The following is a 3,724-nucleotide window of genomic DNA, read 5'->3' as shown; positions in this document are numbered from 1 at the left end:
GCGGGGCTGCTCGCGACGGCGGGGGTCGCGACGAGCGAGGCCGTGCACGTCGCCGTGGCCGCGGCCGGGCTGGCCGCGCTGTTCGCGGCGGTACCGGTCGCGTTCACCGCGGTCCGGATCGCCGGGGCCGTCTACCTGATCTACCTGGGCGTCCAGACCCTCCGGCATCGCAAGGACGAGGACATCGCGCCGGCGGGGGTGTCGGGGCGCAAGGCCTACCTGAACGGGCTGCTGACCAATCTGCTGAACCCGAAGATGGTCACGTTCACGATCGCGTTCCTGCCCCAGTTCATCGATCCGGGGCGCGGGCACGTCTGGGTGCAGTTCGCGGTCCTCGGCGCCGTCCTGATCGTGCTGGAGTTCCTCGTGGACGGGACGGTCGGCGTCCTCGCGGGACGCATCGGAGACTGGCTGCGCCGCCGGCACACCGCCCGCCGCCGACTCAACGTCACGGTGGGGAGCCTGTTCATCGGCCTGGGCGTGCGCCTGGCCGCGGAGCGGTGACGACGCGGATCGGCGAACTGGCGCGGGCGACGGGGACGACGCCGTGCGGGTCCGGAACATCCGCCGGCTTCTTGCCGTGGACCTCACGCTCGCTGACGTGCGGGCGTTCACCGTCTGCCTGGACGGGGACGTGACGGCCGTCCCGCCGTCCGACGAGGGAGTCCGGATCGCGCTGGACCGACTCGCCGTCCTCGACGCGCGCGTAGCCGCCCACACCGAAGCGCGCGACCGCCTCGCCGCCGCCCCGGGCCAGGCGGCCGAGCAGGCCGTTGGTTCGGCCGTCCGACCTGGTCAGGCGGTGCGGGCGCCGCGGCCGGTGGGTGAGTGGGCGCCCCTGCGGGCCTCGTTGCCGCAGTGCCGGCAGATGACCAGCGGGTTGACCGTCTCACCGCAGGAGTGCTGCCAGCGGACGGGCGGGTCGCCGGCGTGCAGGTGCCGGTCACCCCACGCCATCAGCACGAGCAGGACGTCGCACAGCTCCAGCCCGGCGGGCGTGAGGCGGTACTCGTAGCGCGCCGGGTGGTCGCTGTAGCGTTCGCGGCGGATGACGCCGTTCGCCTCCAGCTTGCGGAGCCTGGACGTGAGGATGTCGCGGGACGCGCCCGTGTTGCGGACGATCTGGTCGAAGCGCCGCACCCCGTAGCTCAGCTCGCGGATGGCGAGCAGGCTCCAGCGCTCGCCGACCAGGCCGAGGGTGTCGGCGATCGAGCAGTCGCGCGGATCGGCGTCCTTCGGCATAGCGGGAAGCCTAGCCGCCGGTCAGAGCCGTTCGACGACGGTGGCGTTGGCCAGGCCGCCCGCCTCGCACATGGTCTGCAGGCCGAACCTCCCGCCGCGGTCTTCGAGGGCGTGCAGCAGCGTCGTCATCAGGCGGGCGCCGCTCGCGCCGAGGGGGTGCCCGATCGCGATCGCGCCGCCGCGGACGTTGACGCGGGCGAGGTCGGCGCCGGTCTCCCGCCGCCAGGCGAGGACGACCGGGGCGAACGCCTCGTTCACCTCGAACAGGTCGATGTCGTCCAGGGTGAGGCCGCCGCGCCGCAGCACCTTCTCGGTCGCCGGGATGATCGCGGTGAGCATCAGCAGCGGGTCGTCGCCGGTCACGGCGAACGCGTGGAAGCGAGCGCGGGGGCGCAGACCGAGGCGTGCGGCGACGTCGGCGCCCATGACCAGGACGGCCGCGGCGCCGTCGTTGACCGGGGACGCGTTGCCCGCGGTGATCTTCCAGTCGATCTCGGGGAAGCGCGCGGCCATGCGCTCGTCGTAGTAGGCGGGCTTCAGGCCGGCGAGAATCTCCGGCGATGTTCCGGGGCGGACGGTCTCGTCCCGCTGCCCCGTCCAGGCGACCTCCCGGTCGAACTCGCCGTTCTTCCATGCCTCCGCGGCGCGGCGGTGCGACTCGCAGGCGAAGGCGTCCAGGTCCTCGCGGCCGAGGTCCCAGCGGGAGGCGATCAGCTCGGCGCTGATGCCCTGCCCGACCAGGCCGTCCGGGTAGCGCTCGGCGAGCATCGGGCCGAACGGGTCGCTGCCGGGCAGGACGCTCGACCCCATCGGCACCCGCGACATCGACTCGACCCCGCACGCGATCGCGACGTCGTAGGCGCCGCTCTGCACGCCCTGCGCCGCGATGTGCAGGGCCTGCTGGGACGAGCCGCACTGCCGGTCGACCGTCATGGCGGGGACGGTCTCGGGGAACCCGGCGGCGAGGACGGCCGTGCGGGTGATGTTGAGCGCCTGGTCGCCGGCCTGGGTGACGACGCCGCCGATGACGTCGTCGACCTCCGCCGGGTCGATGCCGGCGCGCTCGACCAGCGATTTCAGCGTCCGGGCCAGCAGGTCGGCCGGGTGGTCGCCGTGCAGGGACCCGTTCGGTCTGCCCTTGCCCAGCGGAGTGCGCACCGCCTCCACGATCACCGCGTCCCGCATGACGTCCACCTCCGTTGTGTTTTCCAACTCACCATCGCAGTATCCGAGCCTTGAGTTGGAGAACACAACCCACTGGCCAAGTGAGTTGGATAACACAACCGCGCAGGAAAAACCCGGGGATCGCGGCGCATCGCCGCGACCCCCGGGCCATCGGGCCGCTCAGCGGGAGGGGCCCATGCCGTGGTCCGTCTGTTCCCTCCATACGTCGAAGAGCCCCTCGGTGGAGCCGCCCGAAAGTTCACGGTCGGACAAGCGTGCCTCCTCGATCTCCTCGACATCACGTTCACTTCGGACGTTAGTCGCACGCACGGACATACACCCCAAACAGGAATCCAAGGTGTCGTCAATCATGGGGCCGCACGACCCGCCTAACCCTTGAACATCGCGCGCATCTTGCGCGCCGCGTCGCCCGGTTTCTTCTTCTGCTCCTTGCCCGGGGCCTTCTCCTCGGCACGGGGCATCCGCTCCTCGGCACGGGGCACCGGCTCCTCGGCACGGGGCGACCGCTCCTCGCGCTCCGGTCCGGTCTTCGCCTCGCCCGTGGGCTCGCCGCGCTTGCCAGGCTTGTCGTTCACGACAACTCCCCCGATGTCATTTCACTGTCGTCCCATAGGTACCCCGTCTACCCCGGATAGAAGCGCACCTCCGGACGACCCACCTGTCCGTAGTGGGGCCTGCGCTTGGCCAGGCCGTTCTCCGCGAGGTACTCCAGGTAGCGGCGCGCGGTGACGCGGGAGACGCCGGTGAGGTCGGCGGCCGCGGCGGCGGAGAGGCCGTCCGCGGCCCCGGCCAGCGCGTCGGTCACGGCCTGGAGCGTCTCGCCGCTCATGCCCTTGGGCAGCGAACGGTGATCGGGGGTGCGCAGGGTGGCGAGCATCCCGTCCACGTCCGCCTGCCCGCTGACCTCCCCGCTGCCCACCGCCTGCTCCCGGAACCGGGCATATCGGTCGAGCTTGTCGCGCAGCGACGCGAACGTGAACGGCTTCAGCAGGTACTGGACGACGCCCACCGACACGGCGGTGCGGATCACGGTGAGGTCCCGGGCGGAGGTGACGGCGATGATGTCCACGTCCCGTCCCCCTGCGCGCAGCGCGCGGCACACCGTGAGCCCATGGGTGTCTGGCAGATAGAAGTCCAGCAGGACGACATCGACCGGCGTCCGCTCACAGAACCGCAGCGCGTCCGCCCCCGAGTGGACGACCCCCGCCACACTGAACCCGGCGACCCGCTCGACATAGACCCGATGCGCCTCAGCCGCGACCCGGTCATCCTCCACGACAAGCACCTTGATCACCCC

General features: G+C 71.7%; 5 protein-coding genes. 1 reads left to right on the top strand and 4 read right to left on the bottom strand.

Annotation, left to right across the window (positions count from 1 at the left end; translation table 11 throughout):
- On the top strand, positions 1-504 hold a 504-nt coding region (locus E1293_RS45495; protein ID WP_132206140.1), incomplete at its 5' end, for a LysE family translocator.
- A 291-nt stretch (positions 505-795) separates the two neighbouring features.
- On the opposite strand, the gene E1293_RS45485 is transcribed toward E1293_RS45495, so the two are convergent.
- The 4 genes from E1293_RS45485 to E1293_RS45470 form a co-directional block, all read right to left on the bottom strand.
- On the bottom strand, positions 796-1,242 hold the full coding sequence (locus E1293_RS45485; RefSeq protein ID WP_132206138.1) for a winged helix-turn-helix transcriptional regulator: 447 nt from the start codon (positions 1,240-1,242) through the stop codon (positions 796-798).
- Positions 1,243-1,263: 21 nt separating this feature from the next.
- Positions 1,264-2,427, bottom strand: coding sequence for a thiolase family protein (locus E1293_RS45480; protein ID WP_132206136.1), 1,164 nt, complete (start codon positions 2,425-2,427; stop codon positions 1,264-1,266).
- A gap of 368 nt (positions 2,428-2,795) precedes the next feature.
- Positions 2,796-3,002 carry a hypothetical protein gene (locus E1293_RS45475; protein ID WP_132206134.1) on the bottom strand — a complete coding sequence of 69 codons (207 nt, stop codon included), beginning with the start codon at positions 3,000-3,002 and terminating at the stop codon, positions 2,796-2,798.
- Between the two features lie 47 nt (positions 3,003-3,049).
- Positions 3,050-3,724, bottom strand: a 675-nt coding sequence (locus E1293_RS45470) for a response regulator (RefSeq protein ID WP_341770258.1), incomplete at its 5' end; no start/stop codon positions are given.

The sequence above is a fragment of the Actinomadura darangshiensis genome (assembly GCF_004349235.1).
In the GTDB taxonomy this organism is placed as follows: domain Bacteria; phylum Actinomycetota; class Actinomycetes; order Streptosporangiales; family Streptosporangiaceae; genus Spirillospora; species Spirillospora darangshiensis.
The sequence above is the reverse complement of the archived record's forward strand: the minus strand, read 5'-3'. Positions and strand labels throughout refer to the sequence as shown.

What these genes read in the sequence shown, in the direction of transcription:
- E1293_RS45485 (WP_132206138.1), bottom strand. Translation starts at nt 1,242, where the DNA reads ATGCCGAAGGACGCCGATCCGCGCGACTGCTCGATCGCCGACACCCTC.
- E1293_RS45480 (WP_132206136.1), bottom strand. Translation starts at nt 2,427, where the DNA reads ATGCGGGACGCGGTGATCGTGGAGGCGGTGCGCACTCCGCTGGGCAAG.